Source organism: Yaniella halotolerans DSM 15476, from assembly GCF_000420805.1.
Taxonomy (GTDB): Bacteria; Actinomycetota; Actinomycetes; order Actinomycetales; family Micrococcaceae; genus Yaniella; species Yaniella halotolerans.
The window spans coordinates 128,687-147,274 of record NZ_ATVQ01000003.1 but is presented as its reverse complement, the minus strand read 5'-3'; the positions used below and the strand labels follow the sequence as shown (position 1 = coordinate 147,274).

The 18,588-nt window shown below is 56.6% G+C and carries 21 protein-coding genes; 4 read left to right on the top strand and 17 right to left on the bottom strand.

Annotated features, from left to right (window positions below):
- Window positions 1–4: 4 nt before the first annotated feature.
- Both G583_RS16420 and G583_RS0110550 read right to left on the bottom strand, forming a co-directional pair.
- Window positions 5–607, bottom strand: coding sequence for a Sec-independent protein translocase family protein (locus G583_RS16420; protein ID WP_022871148.1), 603 nt, complete (start codon window positions 605–607; stop codon window positions 5–7).
- 50 nt (window positions 608–657) lie between these two features.
- The gene (locus G583_RS0110550; protein ID WP_022871147.1) at window positions 658–1,707 is read right to left on the bottom strand and encodes an anti-sigma factor family protein; all 1,050 of its coding nucleotides are present in this window, start codon (window positions 1,705–1,707) and stop codon (window positions 658–660) included.
- Between the two features lie 168 nt (window positions 1,708–1,875).
- Between G583_RS0110550 and G583_RS0110545 the strand changes: the two genes are divergently transcribed.
- The gene (locus tag G583_RS0110545) at window positions 1,876–2,562 is read left to right on the top strand and encodes an O-methyltransferase (RefSeq protein ID WP_407635168.1); all 687 of its coding nucleotides are present in this window, start codon (window positions 1,876–1,878) and stop codon (window positions 2,560–2,562) included.
- A 6-nt stretch (window positions 2,563–2,568) separates the two neighbouring features.
- On the opposite strand, the gene G583_RS16635 is transcribed toward G583_RS0110545, so the two are convergent.
- Both G583_RS16635 and G583_RS15600 read right to left on the bottom strand, forming a co-directional pair.
- Entirely contained in the window at window positions 2,569–2,742 is a 174-nt protein-coding gene (locus G583_RS16635) for a DUF3117 domain-containing protein (protein WP_022871145.1), read from the bottom strand.
- 62 nt (window positions 2,743–2,804) lie between these two features.
- On the bottom strand, window positions 2,805–3,137 hold the full coding sequence (locus G583_RS15600) for a DivIVA domain-containing protein (protein WP_022871144.1): 333 nt from the start codon (window positions 3,135–3,137) through the stop codon (window positions 2,805–2,807).
- 78 nt (window positions 3,138–3,215) lie between these two features.
- On the opposite strand from G583_RS15600, the gene G583_RS0110530 reads away from it, so the two are divergent.
- Window positions 3,216–4,151, top strand: coding sequence for a transporter substrate-binding domain-containing protein (locus tag G583_RS0110530; protein WP_022871143.1), 936 nt, complete (start codon window positions 3,216–3,218; stop codon window positions 4,149–4,151).
- A gap of 55 nt (window positions 4,152–4,206) precedes the next feature.
- On the opposite strand, the gene G583_RS0110525 is transcribed toward G583_RS0110530, so the two are convergent.
- The 5 genes from G583_RS0110525 to typA all read right to left on the bottom strand — a co-directional run bounded on the left by G583_RS0110525 (window position 4,207) and on the right by typA (window position 9,511).
- A complete protein-coding gene (locus G583_RS0110525) occupies window positions 4,207–5,490 on the bottom strand; it encodes a citrate synthase (protein WP_022871142.1) in 1,284 nt (427 codons plus the stop codon).
- A 134-nt stretch (window positions 5,491–5,624) separates the two neighbouring features.
- Window positions 5,625–6,758, bottom strand: coding sequence for a succinyldiaminopimelate transaminase (dapC, locus tag G583_RS0110520; protein ID WP_022871141.1), 1,134 nt, complete (start codon window positions 6,756–6,758; stop codon window positions 5,625–5,627).
- Window positions 6,758–7,084 (bottom strand): ferredoxin, encoded by a 327-nt coding sequence (gene fdxA, locus G583_RS0110515; protein ID WP_022871140.1) that lies wholly within the window; start codon window positions 7,082–7,084, stop codon window positions 6,758–6,760. The genes dapC and fdxA overlap by 1 nt, the downstream gene beginning before the upstream one ends.
- Window positions 7,085–7,122: 38 nt before the next feature.
- Window positions 7,123–7,653, bottom strand: a complete 531-nt coding sequence (locus G583_RS0110510; protein WP_022871139.1) for a hypothetical protein — start codon at window positions 7,651–7,653, stop codon at window positions 7,123–7,125.
- Window positions 7,598–9,511: a translational GTPase TypA gene (typA, locus tag G583_RS0110505; RefSeq protein ID WP_022871138.1), complete on the bottom strand. Its 1,914-nt coding sequence runs from the start codon at window positions 9,509–9,511 to the stop codon at window positions 7,598–7,600. The genes G583_RS0110510 and typA overlap by 56 nt, the downstream gene beginning before the upstream one ends.
- A 174-nt stretch (window positions 9,512–9,685) precedes the next feature.
- Between typA and G583_RS0110500 the strand changes: the two genes are divergently transcribed.
- Window positions 9,686–10,915, top strand: coding sequence for an MFS transporter (locus G583_RS0110500; RefSeq protein ID WP_022871137.1), 1,230 nt, complete (start codon window positions 9,686–9,688; stop codon window positions 10,913–10,915).
- On the opposite strand, the gene G583_RS15595 is transcribed toward G583_RS0110500, so the two are convergent.
- From G583_RS15595 to G583_RS0110470, 6 genes are all read right to left on the bottom strand, one after another.
- Window positions 10,912–12,330 (bottom strand): S1C family serine protease, encoded by a 1,419-nt coding sequence (locus G583_RS15595; RefSeq protein ID WP_022871136.1) that lies wholly within the window; start codon window positions 12,328–12,330, stop codon window positions 10,912–10,914. The two genes, G583_RS0110500 and G583_RS15595, sit on opposite strands and share 4 nt — an antisense overlap.
- Window positions 12,331–12,354: 24 nt before the next feature.
- Window positions 12,355–12,855: a thiol peroxidase gene (tpx, locus tag G583_RS0110490; RefSeq protein WP_022871135.1), complete on the bottom strand. Its 501-nt coding sequence runs from the start codon at window positions 12,853–12,855 to the stop codon at window positions 12,355–12,357.
- Between the two features lie 91 nt (window positions 12,856–12,946).
- Complete coding sequence (locus tag G583_RS0110485; protein ID WP_029629490.1) at window positions 12,947–13,465, bottom strand: PACE efflux transporter; 519 nt, start codon at window positions 13,463–13,465, stop codon at window positions 12,947–12,949.
- A 59-nt stretch (window positions 13,466–13,524) separates the two neighbouring features.
- Window positions 13,525–14,346, bottom strand: coding sequence for an alpha/beta fold hydrolase (locus G583_RS0110480; protein ID WP_022871133.1), 822 nt, complete (start codon window positions 14,344–14,346; stop codon window positions 13,525–13,527).
- 21 nt (window positions 14,347–14,367) lie between these two features.
- Window positions 14,368–15,027: a hypothetical protein gene (locus G583_RS0110475; protein ID WP_022871132.1), complete on the bottom strand. Its 660-nt coding sequence runs from the start codon at window positions 15,025–15,027 to the stop codon at window positions 14,368–14,370.
- Window positions 15,024–15,818, bottom strand: a complete 795-nt coding sequence (locus G583_RS0110470) for a hypothetical protein (protein WP_156832102.1) — start codon at window positions 15,816–15,818, stop codon at window positions 15,024–15,026. Before G583_RS0110470 ends, G583_RS0110475 begins: the two co-directional genes overlap by 4 nt.
- A gap of 113 nt (window positions 15,819–15,931) precedes the next feature.
- Here G583_RS0110470 and G583_RS0110465 point away from each other — a divergent pair, with 113 nt between their 5' ends.
- Window positions 15,932–17,215, top strand: a complete 1,284-nt coding sequence (locus tag G583_RS0110465; RefSeq protein WP_022871130.1) for an MFS transporter — start codon at window positions 15,932–15,934, stop codon at window positions 17,213–17,215.
- On the opposite strand, the gene G583_RS0110460 is transcribed toward G583_RS0110465, so the two are convergent.
- Window positions 17,212–17,937 (bottom strand): DUF429 domain-containing protein, encoded by a 726-nt coding sequence (locus tag G583_RS0110460; protein WP_022871129.1) that lies wholly within the window; start codon window positions 17,935–17,937, stop codon window positions 17,212–17,214. The genes G583_RS0110465 and G583_RS0110460 overlap by 4 nt on opposite strands.
- A 57-nt stretch (window positions 17,938–17,994) precedes the next feature.
- Window positions 17,995–18,564 (bottom strand): hypothetical protein, encoded by a 570-nt coding sequence (locus G583_RS0110455; RefSeq protein WP_022871128.1) that lies wholly within the window; start codon window positions 18,562–18,564, stop codon window positions 17,995–17,997.
- Between the last annotated feature and the right edge of the window lie 24 nt (window positions 18,565–18,588).

Genomic DNA, 18,588 nt, shown 5'->3' with positions numbered 1-18,588 from the left:
AAGCTTAGGTTGCTTCGGCGTCAAAGGGTGTTCCCAAAACGGCTGGGGCTTCAGGCCCATTGTCTGCTGTTAGCTCCGTGGTGTCTTCAGCGGCAACCTGGTCGACCGGGTTCTCTAGAACCGGCTGATCTGCTTCCTGCGGTTCGGTCCGTGCAGCGTCGGCACTCGGTTTTGGCTGACTAGGATCAGGGAACTGTGACTGTTGTTCTAGCTGGTCTATCGGCACCGCAGCGGCCATGATCTCCGCCTGCGATAGTGCAGGGCGTGCTATGGGCTTTTGGGTAACGGTATCTGCAGCATCTTGAACAGTATTTTTCGCATCCTTCATGGATGCTTCGATATCTTCTATCGGTTCTGAGAGTGCTTCACGGATGACACGCCGTGGGTCATACTGACGAGGGTCGTATTTCTGCCAGTCAACCTCGTCGAAATCGGTGCCAGTTTCTTCTTTGAATTGATCTTTTGCACCTTCGGCAAAGACGCGTGCTTTGTGGATCCATTCACGCAGGGTGCGCAGGTATTGCGGGATCTTTTCTGGTCCCAACAGCATCAGGGCGAGCACGATTAAGACAATGAGCTCGCCACCATTAATACCGAAGATGTTCATACTGGCTCTAGCTTACCCGAAAGAGATATTGTCAGGCGCTTCGGGCTGGGTTATCGACCCAGGAGGCGATCAACACCGCGTTCAAAGCGTTGGCTAACGCCTTCACGCATATCGGAGCTGCCACTACTTAACCGGGATTTTTCTTCCACGTAGAGCGTGGACATGATACCGGCTGCGTAGTCGGAATCTGATGTCGAATCGACCCGATATTGGGACTTATTGGTAGCCATATAAGCGGTCCATGAGCCATCGGGGTAGGTGTAGACCCAAACGTCTTCAGCCACCGGCAGGGAAACTTCAACGGCCGCAGAGTCGGTGAAGTCCAGTGCATTACATGCTGAAACGCTACCGTCGTCCTGTTCCACGCGGCATTCACGGACAACAGTTTGGTCTTCGGCATTGACTGACGAACCGTTAAATAACGAGACGACGTTGACCTGGTTGCCTTCTTCGTCAACGACCGCAGATTCAAAACTCATGCCGAGCGCCTGAAACTGTGGAATCGTCCAACCTGCTGAACGCAGTTCGCTGACGGAATTCAGTTGGACAGGCGTACCATCAATACCCAGCGGGGCACTGCTATAGGAAAGTTCTGCGCTCGGGGAATTAAAATCCTCTGGAACTTCGGTCGAGTCATCGCTTGGAGTCGGCCGGATAAGTTCCTGCGGGTCAGCTTGGACGATTTCAACGTCTTCGGGGACGAGCGCCGGCGCACCAGAGTTTGCATTATCAATGGCACTCTGACTACCGCCGAGGATCCATAAACTCAAGACCAATCCGACAACAACTAGGCCAACGATGCTAGCTCCTGCAACGAACTTCCATCCGGACACTCCAGAAGACTCCATCACTGCGGGCTGGGCTGGCACAAAATGTGGGCTTGTCGCCGGGGTTTCTGGTTGAGCTGTGTTCGAAATGCGGTCGAGCTGCTGAGTCACAGAAAGCGCGGATGACCGCTGTTCTACTTCCTCAGCGCAACTGGTGCACACTGCCAAGTGTGCACGCATTCGTTTGTCGCCTGATGCCGACAGCTGACCTTCTAAGAACGCGTCGAACTTGGAGCGTGGATGAAAAGAGAAGCTGGGAGCACTTCTACTCATTCAACATATCCTTGCTTCCATGGTCGATTCAATGATTCATTTCAAAACTGTTGTTCTTTCATTGTCACAAATGATCCTGAGAATATTCTGAAATATTGGTGGTTGTTTCTCATGAAGCGGATATAGGTGGTCGCTACCTCTACAATGAAGTGTGCAGACTAGGTGCACATGATTACGACCCACGGGAGTAGACAGTTTATGAAGGCGCTGAGCCCCCAACAGACCGGCAAACATGCAAGCTGGGCTTATGCTGAAGCGCGTCCGGTTGAGGACGACGTGTTGTTGATGGCGCGCGATCGGTCGGCAGAACTTGGCATCACGCCGATTTCTGAAGGCACTGCCTCGTTACTGACTCTCTTATCGGCGGCGGCTCGACCACAAACCATGGTCGAACTCGGCACCGGTGCCGGGGTGTCTGGCTTAGCTCTGATGCGTGGTGCACCCGATGGTGCCGTCTTGACGACGCTAGACCCGGATGCTGAAGCACAGCGTGCTGCGCGCGAAGTGTTTGGTGCCGAAGGCTATCCAAGTTCTACAACCCGGCTCATCGCGGGGCGCGGCAGAACCGTTCTCCCCAAGTTATCGGCCCGGGCCTACGATTTAGTGTTTATCGATGCCGACCCACTGCTGTTGGAGTACCATGTCACCGAAGCAGCGCGTTTACTCCGCTCCGGTGGCATGATCATCATCCATGACGCCTTGGACCAAGACCGTGTGCCAAAGCCTGCTGTCCGCGAGGCCGCGACCGTGATGTTACGCGATATTGGCAATGAGCTGCGCGACAATACCAAAGTATGGCGCACCTCTACACTGGTACCAACCGGTACCGGTCTTTTACTAGCGACGAAGCACTAGCGTTTTTTAGGTCGCTGAAACAACGCCTGATAGAGCAGCTTTGAGTTCTTGAGCTTCCTCGTCGTTGAGTTCGACGACGAGGCGTCCCCCACCGTCGGTTGGTATACGCATTACGAGCTTGCGTTGTTGACGAACTACTTCCATGGGGCCTTCACCGGTACGGGGCTTCATAGCAGCCATTACAGTTCCTTTCCTGGCGCGTCATGACCGTGACGCAAGCGGTTTTTGAAAAACACCGACATTTATTCGTTGGTTTGATGCTGTTGGCGCTCGACCATTTCTTGCAGCTGGGAAATCTGTTGATCGCGATCTTGTACTGCAACGGTCAGACGTTCAAGCACCTGATCGACCTGATCGGTGCGGTAACCGCGAAGTCCAACAGCAAATCGAATGTCGCTGATATCTTGGGCTGCAATTTCATGTGCTTCGGGTAGGACTACGGGAGGTAATGAGGGCAGCGGCTCAGCAAGTGGTTCAACCATGCCTCGATCTCCGCGGGTCATAATCATTGCGAAGAATCCTATTACGAGTATGCCCAGCACCAGAATTTCAATCAACAATATTGCATCGCCCATAGTTCTATTGTCTCACGAAGTCGTTTATCCTGCTTGTGGGACCCAAAAACACGTGGGATTTTCGACTAGTGTCTGATCGTGGCTAAAAAACGACTGCAAAATTTTCGGGCGCTGTCCAGCATGGTAACTGCACTGGGCACTATCTTGATCTTGACGGGTTGCGATAACTCCGAAGGGGATCCGGATTCATCCACCGCCGAACAGCAGCCGCTAACAACTATCGGAATATCGCTTGCTGCACCCGGCCTCATCTCCGGTATCGATCCGGAACACGTGACTGGTGTTGAGGTCGACTTGGCAGTGGATCTCAGTCGGCAACTGGGCGTCATCAGTTCAGCCGAGGAAGTCACCTGGGTTGCCACCGAGGGATCACAGTCGGCCACACAACTAGCATCCGGTGAACTCGACCTCGTGATCGGCCAAATTAGCGGAACAAACCTCGAGGACGACATTGCCTGGGTGGGTCCCTATCTCAAGGTCGAGGCAGGCTTGCTGGTGCGATCGGGCTCGGGCTCAGAAGCCGAAACGGGCCCAGACCACATTGCTACCAGGACTGTAAGCTCCCTAGAAGCCCTTGAAGATGCCACAGTGTGTGTCGTAGCCGGTTCCCTGGCTGATAGTGAAGCACTTCCGGGGGAGCATCACACGACACAGCAAACAGTGTCCGCGTGTGAGACAGGCATGCGTTCTGGCCGTTATGACGCCATCGCTGCAGACGACGTGCAGTTGGCCGGGCTACTCGAAAACTCCTCAACGGCTGAGTCCTACGAGATGGTGCTGTGGGATGAATTGGCTGCTGCTAGCGACGAAGAGCTACCGGATCAGTTCCAGACTTCCGGGGAATATTGGATTGGCATAGCCTCTGACCAGTGCGAAGCTACATCGACGGCTCTTGAACAAGCACTCACAGACGGCGTGGTTGAACAGCACTTTAGCCGGTGGGATGAGCAAGGCGAGTATGTCGCGGAGTATGTCGACCCAGACGAAGTCACGACCCAGCACTGCAGTAGCTAAGGATGAGCAACAAAGCCCCGCACCATATGGTGCGGGGCTTTTGCTTCACTATCGACTAAACGCCTGGATAGCGGCGGAGGTCCTGGCCAACGTAGACCTGACGTGGACGTCCGATACGAGTTGCTTTGTCCTCGATCATTTCACGGTACTGTGCGATCCAGCCTGGCAGACGGCCGATGGCGAACAGCGGGGTGAACATGCGCGGTGGGAAGCCCATAGCGCTGTAGATGAGGCCGGTGTAGAAGTCGACGTTCGGGTACAGTTTGCGTTCCACGAAGTAGTCGTCGTTGAGGGCTTTTTCTTCGAGACGCATCGCGATTTCGAGGCGTTCGTCGCCAGCACCGAGTTTGTTGAGGATCTTCTCGGCGGTGGATTTAACGATGCGCGCGCGTGGATCGTAGTTCTTATAGACGCGGTGGCCGAAGCCCATCAGGCGAATGCCAGACTCTTTGTCTTTGACTTTATCCATGAATTCTTCTGGGGACAGACCTTCATCTTTGATCTGGTCCAGCATGGTCAGGACAGCTTCGTTGGCGCCACCGTGGAGTGGACCGAACAGTGCGTTGATGCCGGCCGAGATCGAGCCGAAGATGTTGGCGTGGGATGAGCCAACCAGACGGACCGTGGAGGTCGAGCAGTTCTGCTCGTGGTCGGCGTGCAGGATGAGCAGCATGTCGAGTGCATCGACGACGTCCTGGTCGAGTTCATAAGCTTCGGTTGGCACCCCGAAGGTCAGACGCAGGAAGTTTTCGGTGAGGTTCAGGGAGTTATCCGGGTACAGGAATGGGTGACCGATGGACTTCTTGAACGCGTAGGCGGCCAGGACCGGCACCTTGGACATCAGACGAATGGTCGAGATGTGGACTTGTTCCTCGTCGAAGGGATCCAGGGAGTCTGCGTAGAAGGTGGAGAGTGCAGAGACTGCTGACGACAAGACGGCCATTGGGTGAGCGTTGCGTGGGAAACCGTTGAAGAAGTCTTTGATGTCTTCGTGCAACATGGTGTGTTCACGAATGTTGGTGTCCCAGTTGGACAGTTCATCGGCTGTTGGCAGCTCGCCGTAGATGAGCAAGTAGGCGACTTCCAAGAATGACGAGTTCTTGGCCAGGTCTTCGATGGGGTAACCGCGGTAGCGCAGAATGCCAGCATCACCATCGATGTAGGTGATAGCAGACTGGGCGTTTGCAGTGTTCATGAAACCTGGGTCGTAGGTGACCGACTGGGTGTCGCGCAGAACTGAACCAATGCTGAGACCGTCGTTACCGACCGCTGCCTCAACACGTGGAAGATCTACGTTGATGTCGCCTACAGTCAACTTACCGTCGTGTTTTTCAGTCATGGTTTTCCCTCTTGTCTGTGCAGTGTGATCTGTGCACTTCGGCCACAGGTTCGGTGGCACTATTGGTTATGTCTCTGCCGTACAAATTTATCAACTTTGGTGACGCTTAGTACATTATGGCCAAGCGTTGTAATCTATATCCCTGCGTTCAGCCGAGTCACGGCCTGATCGATCGCATCGTCCGTGGCTGTGATGGATGCGCGGATGTACCCGTTGCCCGCTGCTGAGTAGAACACGCCTGGGCCAACGAGGATGCCGGCGTCAGCGAATCTTGATACGAGCGTCCAGGAGTTGTCGGCGGTGGGGGCGGTAACGTGCGGATCGCGGATCCACAGGTACAGGCCTGCCTCGGAATGTTCCACGGTCAGACCGGTTGCCTCGATGGCGGCCTTGAGGTGTTCTCGACGCTTGCGATAACGATCTTTTTGTTCGAACACGTGATCCTCATCGGCAAGTGCTGCGATCATGGCGTGCTGAATCGGTCCGGGGACCACCATGCCCGTATGGGATCGGAGGTTAATGAGCGCTGCGATGAGTTGTTCATCGCCGGCGACGAAGGCCGCCCGGTAGCCTGCCATATTCGATTGTTTCGACAGCGAATACACGGAGAGTAGATCGCGAAGGTCTCCTCCGGTTACGTCCGGGTGCAGGATCGATGGGACCGGTTCGTTTTCCCACCTGCCCCAGCCAAGTTCTGCGTAGCACTCGTCGCAGGCAACCACGGCGCCGATAGATCGCGCATCCTGCACGATGGTAGCCAGTGCTTGAGTGTCTTGGACGATGCCGGTGGGGTTGGCCGGGGAATTGACCCAGACCAGTTTGACCTTGGCGCGGGTGGTCGCATCGAGATCCGCAAGGGAATCGGCTGTTACCGATGTCGCCCCAACAATTTTGGCGCCGATATCGTAGGTCGGGTACGCAACGGTCGGGTACACAATGACGTCGTCGGGACCTAAGCCCAACAGCACGGGCAACCACGCAATAAACTCCTTGGACCCCACTGTGGCGGCAACGTGGTCTTTGGTGAGGCCGGGGACTTCACGCCGTCGGTTATACCATTCGGCAATGGCTTCACGCAGTTGGTCGGTACCGGATGATCCCGGGTATCCCGGCCAGTTCGACGCTGATTGCAGCGCCGTTTGAATGACAGCCGGTGTGGGATCGACCGGTGCTCCGATGGACAGGTCGACCATCCCGTTGGGGTGTTCACTTGCCGACTGTTTATAGGGGGCAAGCAGGCGCCACGGGTACTGGGGCAGGTCAAGCATTAGACGTTCTGTTCCTGGAACGGCAGAGCGGCCACCAGCGGGTGGTCTTTTTCGATGAGCCCGAGTTTTGCGGCGCCGCCGGGTGACCCGATGTCATCAAAGAATTCGACGTTGGCGTCGTAGTAGTCGGCCCACTCTTCCGGGGTGTCGTCCTCGTAGTAGATGGCTTCAACCGGGCAGACCGGTTCACATGCCCCGCAGTCAACGCATTCATCCGGGTGGATGTACAGCATGCGTTCGCCTTCATAAATACAATCGACCGGGCATTCGTCAATGCATGACTTATCCTTCAGGTCGACACACGGCAAGGCGATCACGTAGGTCATTTGGGTGCTGCTCCTTCACACGTTGTTGTTCCGATAGTCTACCGGTTATCCCACGCGGTGGCACTCGAGTGTAGGCCCGAGTAGTCGTCACGTTCCGTTGCTTGTTCGCGTATCCGGCGTACTTGCCGGCTGACCAGCAGCACGGAAATCATGGTCAGTATGACGATGCCTGCGTGCCACACCAGGGTGGCGATCACCAGGTGGGGCACGAACTGCCAGGTTTGAGCATTCAGAGCCACGCTGAAGTGGTCACCGGGTAGTAACCCGGTCAGCGCCGCAAGTGTAGCGTATTGGGAAATTCCGGTCAGACCTGGGGCCAGCATATTGGCGGTCATCAAACCTGTCCACCACTGGCCCAGGCCTGCAACGAGTATGGCTAGTGCCACGCCCCAGGGGATGCCGAAACTACCGGTCCAAAACGAATTCAGGTGCATCACGGTACCGATGGCACCGGTGACGATACCTACCGCGACGGTGCCCAGGATCCAGCCGATCCCGAGGCGGCCAGAGGTTTTACTGGGCTTCGGCGCGTGCCCGAGCTCGGGCGAGTTTGACACGTTCGTTTGCATCCAGCACAACCTTACGGATCCGGATTGCTTCCGGAGTTACTTCTACACATTCGTCGTCGCGTACCCACTCGAGTGATTCTTCGAGAGTGAGGACACGCGGTGGGGTCAAGCCCTCAAAGTTATCCGATGAGGCAGCACGCACGTTGGTCTGTTTCTTTTCACGGACGACGTTGACGTCCATGTCTTCGTTACGGGAGTTCTCCCCAACCACCATGCCACTATAGACTTCTGCACCCGGCTGGACGAAGAACTCTGCGCGTTCTTGCAGGTTGATCATCGAGTACGGGGTGGCGGTACCGGCACGGTCAGAGACGATCGATCCGCTGGAACGGTAGACGATGTGGCCCGCCCATGGGGCAAAACCGGCGCCGTAGGAGGATGCGATACCGGCGCCGCGGGTCTCGGTCAAGAAGCGTGTGCGGAAGCCGATGAGGCCGCGTGCTGGGACTTTGAAGTCCATCCGGACCCAGCCTGTGCCGTTATTGACCATGTTTTCCATGACGCCCTTACGTCCGGCCATGAGCTGGGTGATGGAACCCAGGTGTTCTTCTGGCAGGTCGATGGTCATGATTTCCATCGGCTCGTGGAGCACGCCGTCGATCTCTTTGGTAACCACCTGTGGTTTGCCGATGGTGAGTTCGAAGCCTTCACGGCGCATCTGTTCTACCAGAATCGCCAAGGCCAGCTCACCACGACCTTGCACTTCCCAGGTGTCTGGGCGGTCGGTTGGCAGCACTTTCAACGACACGTTACCAATGAGCTCGCGGTCCAGTCGATCTTTCACCTGGCGTGCGGTCACCTTGGCGCCTTTGACCTTGCCAGCAAGCGGCGAGGTGTTGATACCCACCGTCATCGAGATCGATGGCTCGTCAATGGTGATCTGTGGCAGTGGTTTGGGGTCGTTGGGATCGGTGAGGGTATCGCCAATCATGATGTCTTCGATACCGGCTACGGCCACGATTTCGCCCGGGCGGGCAGATTCGGCCGACACGCGTTCCAGGCCCTTGGTTTCCAACAGCTCGGTAATTTTGACGTTCTTGATACCGTTTTCGGAGGACCAAGCAACGGTCTGGTTCTTATTCAAGGTGCCGTTACGGACGCGCAACAGTGCCAGACGTCCAAGGAAGGACGAGTAGTCGAGGTTGGTCACGTGTGCCTGCAGTACTTCGCCTTCGGTGTAGGTCGGGGCAGGAATGTGCTCCATGATCGTGGCGAACAGCGGTTCCAGATCTTGGCTATCAGGCAATTCGCCGTCGGCAGGCTGTTCGGTGGAAGCAACTCCGGCTTTACCTGAGGCGTAGACGACCGGCACGTTCAGCACAGCGTCCAGGTCGAGGTCCGGCACATCTTCGGCAACGTCTTCGGCCAAGCCCAGCAACAGGTCCATGGAGTCGGAGACCACGCCGTCGATGCGCGCATTGGGGCGGTCCACTTTGTTGACAACCAGAATGACCGGCTTTTTGGCTTCGAGTGCTTTACGCAGCACAAAGCGTGTTTGTGGCAGTGGGCCCTCGGAGGAGTCGACCAGTAGGACGACGCCGTCGACCATGGAGAGTCCGCGTTCGACTTCGCCGCCGAAATCAGCGTGCCCGGGGGTATCAATGACGTTAATGGTGACGTCTTCGCCGTTGGAAGCCGGTCCGGAGTAGAACACGGTGGTGTTCTTCGCCAGGATCGTGATGCCCTTTTCTTTTTCCAGTTCACCAGAGTCCATCACACGGTCGCCAACATCTTTGTGGTCGCCGAATGCACCGGTCTGGGTCAACATGGCGTTGACCAGGGTGGTTTTGCCGTGGTCTACGTGAGCGACGATGGCAACATTTCGGAGATCTTCGCGTGTGGTGGTCTGATTGGTCATGGGCATACCTCGTTTGAAGGTAGAAAATGAAGGGTTTGCTTGGGGCCGAAGATACCTAGGGTGTGTACGTGACGACCACGGTACTAGTGTAAAGCACAGCGGGACTCATGCAAGAAGTTCCGCGTCGCATAGTTGTACGTGACGAAACACAGCGTTGCCGGTAGAACTGTGTCTATGCCACAAAACACACCACAAGCATCAACGCCAACACGACTCACACTTGGGTTGATGTTCCTTTCAATTCTGGCGCTAGCGCTGAATCTTCGCGCCGCTGCCAGCTCAGTTGGGCCACTGCTGGCGGAAATAGGGCGGGGCATGGACTTCGGTGGCGGGGCGCTTGGGTTCTTGACGTCACTTCCCGGTTTGATTTTCGGGGTGATGGGCCTGTTCGCCGTGCGCATTGGACGGCGTGTTGGTATCTCAGCCACGCTGTTCCTATCCGCCGCCGCGCTGACCCTGGGGATCGGGTTGCGCGCCTGGGTGGATAATGCCTGGCTGTTTCTCGGGCTCTCTATCCTGGGACTCACGGGGATCGCGATAGCCAATGTCTTGATGCCAGCGTGGATCAAAATCCATGCACGGCAGCATACGGTCAAACTCATGACCGTCTATTCGGTGTGCGTCGTGGCGGCAGGCTCCCTAGGCGCTGCAGCAACCGCGCCACTGGCCCAGGTCTTTACTACCGTGTTCACCGCTGAAACTGGCTGGCGTGCTGCACTGTCGACCTGGGGGCTCGTCGCCGCGATCCCACTGGTGCTGTGGGTGATTATTGCCAAGAAGATTGGCTACGACTACCCACAGAATCCAGCCCGTGCGGTGCCGACCCAGCGCATGTATCGTTCGAGCGCGGCCTGGGCTATGACAGCGTTCTTTGCCCTACAGTCCACCCAGGTGTACGTGCAATTTGGGTGGCTGCCACAGATTTATCGAGACGCTGGTATCAGCTCAACCGAAGCGGGATTGCTGCTGGCCGCCACGGCACTGATTGGACTGGTGGGCAGCTTGCTGATGCCCACCGTGGTGGATCGTTCCAAGCGGTTGTGGATCTGGCCGGTCGCGTTCGGTGCCCTCAGCACGATTGGCTATCTGGGCCTGTATTTATGGCCGGCCGAAGGTCGCTGGCTGTGGGTCCTGCTGTTGGGGCTTGGCGGGATGGCATTTGCAACAGCGATTTCGCTTATACCTGCCCGCAGTATCGACCCAGAAATTACCGCTCGACTCTCAGGGTTTGTGCAGCCGGTCGGCTATATCCTTGCCGGGATCGGACCGCTGGGGGTTGGCATGTTGTATTCGGCATCAGGAACCTGGACCAGCACGTTGATCTTACTGATGGCCACGGGTATTGCCATGTCCGTTGCGGGTGCATTTGCTGCCCGCAATGTGATGGTGGATGAGCAGCTCTAGTTTATTTCTGCTTCATCTAAAGTTGCGGTGGCCCGGTGGATCTCGCCCTCTTCGCTCTGCCAGACCACCTCGACTTCATCTCCCGGGTTGCGATCACGAACAAAACGGGAAATAAACGACGAGTTCACGACGTCTTCACCGTCAATTTCAAGCAGCACATCCCCGGGTGTAAGACCTATGGCTTCACCGGCAGAGCCGGGCGTGACCTCCATAACGCGAGCCCCACCGTTTGGTTCAGAGGACACCACGATGCCGAGTGCACCTCCGGAACCGATGACCACTCCCCCGGATTCGTCTCCGTTGAGTACTTGTTCGACGACCTCTAGGGCGCTCACGATCGGTACCGCGTAACCGTACGCGTCTTCGGTGTTGTTGGTCTCTTGAGTTGCGGCTGTCGAAATGCCAATCACCTGACCGTTACGATCAACCGTTGGTCCGCCCGAATAACCGGGCACAATATCGGAGGTAATCCTGATGAGGTTTTCATATAATTGCCCTCGTGAACCGGGTTCCGGAGGTTCAATGTGGATGGTCTCATTGAGTCCATCGATTTCACCGACCACAGAGGTCAGGTAGCCCTGTCCTGCGCCATTACCGACGCCTGCCACCTGATCGCCGACCTCAATATTGCCGGCATGGATCGAGGCAACCTGGAGTCGTTCTTCGGTGTCGATTTGTAAGACCGCAATGTCTTGTGCGGCATCTCGTCCCAGCACGGTGGCGGAATACTGTTGTTCGGTATCGGCCATGGTGATGTTCACGGAGGTTGAGGATTCGACTACGTGGTAGTTCGTGATGGCCAGACCACTCGAGCTGACGACCACTCCGGTGCCGAAGCCCATGTATTGATAAACCTGAGTGTCGACCATAAAGACACCGGGTGCAGACCCAACTTCTTGACCCGGGTCTAAGCCCGGTCCGGTGTGTTGGCCGCCGGCTTCCCAATCCACCGCGATGCCTTCGTGAACGTGCTCGAGACCGGCAATGAGGCTGTCGGCAGAGCCTTCTCCGTCAGGGACAACCTGTGGTGCTTGGGGTTCTGGATCAAAGAATTCTTGGACGGGATTACTCTGGGTGTCCCAGTCAAAAATCTGTGAGAGTAAGCCGATGAGTAAGAAGGCGAAGCCGAGAATGCCTGCGCCGGTGATCAGTGCATTGAGGGGGCCACGTCGTCGTTGCCGACGGTTGGCCGGCTCTACCGGCTCGAGGCCGTATGAGAAATATGGGATCTCGCGTGATTCATCGCGTGATGGGTGCGGTGAATAGACCCAACGGCGGTCATACCGCGGATCACCGCCCAGGCCCATTGTGGGTGGCCCGGGCGGTGGTGGCGGTGGTGCATCAGCTAAGTGTTCCTCAGAAGATTGGGCTTCGTTGCGCCGCGGGGGTTCTTCGGAGAAGTGTTGCTGATTCACTAGGTACTTTGTGTGTTTTGGACGTTAGGAACCCAGGTGTTCCATGACTTCGTCGTAGTTTGGTTCACTGGTGATTTCATCGACGAGCTGGGTGTAGGTGACTTCGCCGTCTGGGTTCACAACGATAACGGTACGAGTCAACAGACCGGTCATGGGTCCGTCGGCTAGCTGTACGCCATAGTCGTTACCGAAGTCCGAACGGAATGCGGACGCTGTGTGAGCATTTTCGATGCCTTCGGCACCGCAGAAGCGACCCTGCGCAAATGGCAGGTCCATGGAGACGTTGAGGACGACGGTGTTGTCGAGTTTGGCGCCGCGTTCGTTAAATTCGCGCACGCTTGCAGCACAGACGCCGGTGTCCAGCGATGGGAAGATGTTCAGTAAGACCCATTTGCCAGCATAGTCTGAGAGTTTGACCTCAGAGAGATCGGTACCCACGAGGGTGAAGTTCGGGGCTTTCGATCCGACCGCTGGGATATCGGCGACGGTGTTGACAGAGTTACCTTGAAATTTCGTAGTAGCCATATCCCTACCTTAGGCGTCGCAACCATAATTTATCGACGGGTGTTCGCCGCACAGTGGAAAGTATTTTTGCGTTACGGTGCTCACACTGTCGCTAGCGTCCATAGTTGGCGGCAGGCTCTGGTAGTCCAAAGACCCGGTCAAAGGTCCAGGCGTAGACGGCCGTATAGATCAGGAAGAAAATCAACAGCACAATTTCGAGCATGAAGGCTTCGAAGAGACTCACGCCGAGAACCCATGCGATTGCGGGAATCAGCATGAGGATCAGGCCGCCTTCAAAGAGTATTGCGTGACTGGCGCGCATATACCAGGGCCGGTGGGTCACGCCGATACGGCGTTCGAAGGCTTCGAAACCCCAGTTGAAAATGAGGTTCCAGGTTAGTGCCACTGTCGAGGAGATGACCCCAACGATAAAGGACGCACTAGAGTCGTTGCCCAACAGTGCCAGGATGAGGGTGGTGAAACCGACGGCAAGCACTTCGAATATCACGGCGTAGGTGATGCGGCGGCCAAGTGGCGAGGGGAAGATACGCCGACCAACGAGCGCCTCCCGACCGCCCGGTCCAACCGGAACTTCAGGGATGCTCACTTCGGAATCTTGATGTGTAGTCACGCCCGTTAGAGTATCAAATTCGCTTACCGGTGGCAGCGATACTCATTGCCAGCGGAATATCAGGCGTCGTCGTATCGGCCAGCGATGTAGTACTTGAGTGTTTCGATGAAGTGTTTAGGCTGTTCGGCGTGAATCCAGTGACCGGCATCGCGGATTTGTATGCGCCGGGTCATCGGGAAGAGCTCGCGCATGACCTCACCGGATTCGTCGTTGATGTAGTCGGAATGTTCACCCTTGATCCACAGCACCGGATGGTCCTCGAAGGTTCCTTCGACCTCAGGGAAGGCCACGATTGTGTCCAAGTGGTCGTACAACATGTGGATATTGGGTTCCCATTTGAAACCGTGGTCGTCATCGCGGGCGAGGTTTTGAAGTAAGAAGCCACGCACTGCAGCGTCGTCGATATCTTGTTTGATGGCCGCATGTGCTTCCCTGCGGGAGGAAATCCCGGTGAGATCAACTTTCGACAGCAATGTACCCAGCAGGTGTTTGAATTCACTGGTGGTGGAGCTGGTGGGAGCAATATCTTCAATGATGAGACCGGCTAGCAGTTCTGGATGACGCAGGGCCAACAGCATGGCGACCTTACCGCCCATCGAGTGGCCCAGCACGACAGCTGGCTCGTCTTTACAGAAGTCCCGGCGCAGCTCATCAGCGACGAGATCGGCCATCTCAACATAGTCGAACGCATCCGTCCAGCACGAGAGGCCGTGGTTGGGTAGATCGACCAAAAGGGAGGTGGCGGTTTCCGTCATCCCCTTGGCTATCGTCGTGAAGTTCTTGCCACGGCCCATCAATCCGTGGAGAAACACGATCCGTTGAGGACCGCCTTCGATGAGTTCAGTATGGATACGAGCGGCAGGGTCCGAACAGTTCAGCATGTCTCCCAGCCTAGTGATTTCTTAGGAGCTTGGGTCGATTGGGTCGGGGCTCAACTTGTATTCAATATAGCGTCGCGGGTGTTTGCGCTGCTCGTTGCGGTTTCGAGTGTGGTTGATGACGCCGATAAGAAAGAGTACTCCGGCAAGCAGCACGCTCACCGCGCCGATCAGGATGCCTGCGATAGCCGTGCCGTTCATGGTGTAGCTGCTACCGTCGCTGAGCAGACCAAACTGTTCGCAAGAGATCGCGTAGGTCCCCTTGGTGGTCTCGAAGCTTGTGTAGATCACATGATTGATACCGGTGAGCTCGTATTCAGAGGTGTCGACTTCTGATGCTTCTGCCGACTGGGTTGAAGTTTGGACCGGAACCTCGTCGCCGTGCTCGTCGCTGATCGAGCATGATTCAGCTTGTTCAGCCGGTGTGGGCTGGCTTGGATTATCAGAGAAAGACAGCAGCGCATAGCTTGCGTCTTCGAGTTCAAGCGGGGTCGCGATCGGGCCGATTTCGATGCCCGTTTCAAAGACATCTTCGTAGCTGGTCGATACTTCACTAAAATTATTGAGGATCCCAGATACGGTCAACACAATGGCTGTCACCAGCCCGATCACGCCCACGATGACGCTGCCCAGAATAAACCCGACGACGTGTCGTCGCGGCTGGGCCGTTGCAGTGTGGGTCATGCCTGTGGCGGCTGCTGCCCATACTGCTGTGGTGGTACACCATATCCTGGATAGCCGCCGCCATACTGTGGACCCGATGGTGGCGTCTGACGCTTGGATTTCGACCGAACAACGGCACCGATAATTGTGAGCACCAGACCTGCAAGGAAGATGATGCCACCGGCAATCGCCGCGCCGATTGCACCGAAGATCCCGCCGAGTGGAACCATTCCGCCGATCGCAACCGGATATGACGAGCACGAAATTTGGTACGTGCTGCCCGCTTCCGAGCTAAAGGATTGTACTGCCTCGTAGTCGAGCTCATTCGTTGAGACCGACGACGACATGTTGTTGCTGACGATGTTCTCGCCGGATTCATCGGTCACTTCACAGGTGATTGAACCGCCTGCCGCACCGGTTTGGTAGATGTACCACCGATTGTCACCCAGACCATCCATAGTCACCGACTGTTGGATTTCGTAAGTGTTCTCTTCGAAATTCTCAAACTGACCAGCGGCGGAGAAACCAAAGATCATAGCGCCGACGACCCCGCCGATAATGCCAACAGCCATCAGGATGATGCCCCACGTCAATCGGCGTTTTCCTCGGCGTCGACCAGGCTTATTCGGCACATGATCTGCTGGTCCTGGTTGTCCTGGATTGTACCCTGGCGGTGGTGGCCCCTGCGGGGGTTGTTGATATGACATGATTTCCTCAAAATGCTGATGATAGTCGATGCATCCTGCGGCAGGGTCGCCTACAGATACTGCACCTAGTCTGCCAGATTTTCCTCGTTCCTCGGCGGAATTCACGGTGAGGTGTCCGCCTTGCCAACGGCCCTCACGAAACTTCCACTCCCACACGGTTTCCGCTACAGTCCAGATGTAGCCCTAATCACACGTTAGGGCTACGACAAGGAGACTACGTGACACAGCGGCACACTCGTGCAACCGCAGTATCTATCGATGACAGTGCAGCGTCGACTGCGGCTATTCCGCCAGCCACCACGGTGGCTACTTCGGAACGTACTACACGGCGCCGCACCACCGTGGTGTTCGCGGTGGTGGCCTTCCTCCTGCTGGCCGCCGGGTGGTCGACGAATCACTTCGCCACCATGATCGCTGTGCTCCGCGACCAAGAACTCTTCACCCCGATCGTGGTGAACGCTGCCTTCGGGATCTACGCAGTGGGCCTGGTGCCGAGCTTGCTGATCGGTGGCATGTTAGCGGATCGTTTAGGCTCCCGCCCGGTCGTTCTCACCGGAGCATTAGCCGCAGCGACCGGGAACATGTTGATCTTGCTATGGCAGTCGACTCCCGGACTGTTTCTGGGTCGGCTGGTCATCGGGCTGGGTGTTGGTCTAGCCATCAGCGCAGGAACCGCCTGGGCCGGACGGTTGAAGGGGGCGGCAGGTATGGTGCTCGCCGGTATTCTATTGACCGCCGGGTTTGCCCTGGGCCCCATAGCTTCGGGCGTGCTCGCTTATTTACTCTCCGATACTGCCGCCGTTGCTGTGCCGTTTATCGTTGCGGCAGCTCTGACGTGTCTTGCGGTGATTGCCTCCCTGATCGTTGGCGACGCTCGGACGGCTCCGCTTGTTCAGCCGACCCAACCCACTGCCACAGCAGCATCCGTCCACCAGCCAAGTATGAGACGGGCACTGGCAACGTCTATTCCCATGGCTCTGTGGGTCTTCTCCACGGCCATCATCGCTCTGGTCACCCTGACCGAGCGGGTGGCACCTCAGGTGAATGCTGGCGTGTTATTACCCGGTATCGCTTCACTGTTGGCGTTTACCGCCGGGGTATTTGCTCAAGGGCTGGCTCGCCGCTTCACGTGGGGGCCGAAAGCTGGCATCGTGGCCGCCAGTATCGCCGGTGCCGGGTTTCTCTTGGCAGGTGTGGGTGGTCAATCACCACCGATTTGGTTGTTTGTAGTGGCCACGCTGTTCTTGGGCACCGCGTATGGCATGGCACTTCGCGAGGGGCTCTTAGATGTCGAAATTTATGCCCCTCCGAAACGGCGCGGCACCACATTGGGTATCTATTACGTGTTTACCTATGTCGGATTTGCCATACCGGTGCTGTTTTCCTGGATGCTTCCGGTCACCGGCTACGTCATGCCTCTAGTGGTCTTGGGGCTCCTGGCGCTTGGCTGTGCTGGCATCCGCGCGGTGCAAATACGACGCGGCATACTGGACCGACATTAATTCGACGGTTTTGGTAGCCAGATCCAGCCCTCCACGCACGCCACTTTTCGCTCATCCTCATCTGATCCCTCACAGTTGCCCTGGGCGATTTGATATGCCACCAATGCCGCCAGCACAGCGTCGAGCACATTATCGTCTGCGATAGCCGAAGCTTCGAATCCCTGCCAGTCAAACTCTGGAAATACCGTGGCAATCGCCTCCACCATGTGGTGCCGAACAGCGGTCTGCTGCGCACCCTTATACCCCCGATGTGGCAGACCCCAACGGTAGAGTGCCGCTGCCGGATACACTTCGGCTACTGCTCCGCTGCCATCTCGACTGGTGTCGATTCCTTCGTTCCGCAGCGTGGCTTCAATCCCAGCCCACCGGAACGCTGGATAGGCGATCAGGTTGGCTGCCACACTCATCGGTGCAATCCCGGTGCGACGATGCACCGCTATATCTGTGGCCCGTAGCGCTACACTCCGGCGCCAGTCCACATCGGTGGATTCAGGTGGTGGCAGCCGGTGCGCCGCGTGATCCTCGAGCAGCTCGACGAACCGGATTGGCCACCCGATCGGAACATCGACGCCTGTACCATCAGCTTGATGCACGGCGTCAACAATATGAGTATCACTGACTCCAACTGCGGTGGTAGTGACCATTAGGACACCGTCAATGTCCCGCAGAACAGCCATACCCGTCTGCTCGGGATTAGCTGCAAGATCAATACCGAGATACATTGTGTTCCATAGCGTCGCGGCTGTACCCAAATGCATGTGGATCCGGTTGTTGCAAATCTACGCGCCACTCTTGGGGGACTGACCCAATAACTGTCCCGGTCTGGGTTGAGGAGAAACCGCTTTCACCGCATCGTGGGCCGCCTTGTCCGCGAACTCTTTGGCCTCAAAGCGGCCGGCGGCTGTTCTGGCCCAAAAACATGCAGTGCCTAATTCCCAGAACAAGTCTTCATCGCCCACGTGCGCCCTAGGCACAGTTTTGGGCGGATCCATCGGGTTCGTCGAATGAACGAACCATTCTTTGCCATCCGCGGTTACATCGTGGAAGGTACCAAAGGATGCTTTGCCCTTTTCATCTTCATCGCGCGAACGCGCGTGCACCAGTTGCCGAGAAATGTAGCCAAATGGTCGACCATCCCATTTATGTTCACTGAAGTACTGCTGAATTTGTGCTCGAATCTTGAGCAGAGCACACCGTGCGTGGCCGAGGATCGGATAATTTTTGAGGACCCAGGAACGCTTGCGGACGAGATCATAAATGGCAGTGAGACCAGCCAGTACAGAGGCCTCGCCCGTCAGTTTGGCGGCAGAACATTTAGCAGAGCCCGTTCTGAACCATTTGTTGAGCATCTCGCCTCGTCCTCCTTCTGATGT